Source organism: Falsiroseomonas oryziterrae (assembly GCF_021864505.1).
Lineage (GTDB): Bacteria > Pseudomonadota > Alphaproteobacteria > Acetobacterales > Acetobacteraceae > Falsiroseomonas > Falsiroseomonas oryziterrae.
In genome coordinates this window covers 1-651 of sequence record NZ_JAKJIB010000689.1, presented here as the reverse complement: position 1 = coordinate 651, position 651 = coordinate 1, and the positions used below count along the sequence as shown (strand labels likewise).

2 protein-coding genes are annotated in these 651 nt (G+C 77.9%); both read right to left on the bottom strand.

What is annotated here, in order from left to right:
* The coding region (locus tag L2I40_RS24125; RefSeq protein WP_237217864.1) for a hypothetical protein at nt 1-393 on the bottom strand (393 nt) is incomplete at its 3' end.
* 11 nt (nt 394-404) lie between these two features.
* Nucleotides 405-651 (bottom strand): hypothetical protein (locus L2I40_RS24120; RefSeq protein ID WP_237217863.1); only part of this gene is annotated, 247 nt, incomplete at its 5' end.

Genomic DNA, 651 nt, shown 5'->3' with positions numbered 1-651 from the left:
CGTGGCGCCGGCGCGGTTGCCGGCGTCGAGCGCCGATCCCGCATCCAGCAGCGCCCGGCCGACCGCCTCGTCCGGCGCGTCCTGCCGGATGCCGAGCGCGTCGCGCAGTTCCACCCGCGCATCGCGGAGCGCGGGAAACACCGTCGGGCGCGCGCCGATCCAGCGCTGGTCCTGCGGCAGCGCGGCGGCGAGATACTCCACCTGGCCGGCTGCGCGGGCGGCTTCGGCGGGACGTCCGGCCAGCCGGCCCGGCGTGCCGAAGGCCCAGGACGCAGCGAGCACCGCCTGGCGCGTCGGATCGGATGCGCCCGTCGTATGGACCGGCGGCAGGGGCTGCGCCGGCGGCAGCGCGGCGCAGGCCGCAAGCAGCAGCAGGATGGGCAGGGCCCGCATCGTCAGGGTTCTCATAGCCAGACGTCTCCGCTGCGGCTGTCCCGGTCCATGCGATTCATGCCGTGCCGCGCACGCGTCGTGGCCGCGGCGGCCTGCGGCAGGTAGGGCAGCGTCGAGAGGCGGGCGAGCGTCGCCTCGGCGCGCTCGGGACCGGTGAGCGGCGCGATGGCGGATGCGGCGCCCGTCCGGTTGCCGGCGCGCAGCGCGACCGCCGTCGCGTAGAGCGCGTCCAGCGCGCGCTGCGGCGGCGCGGCCGGA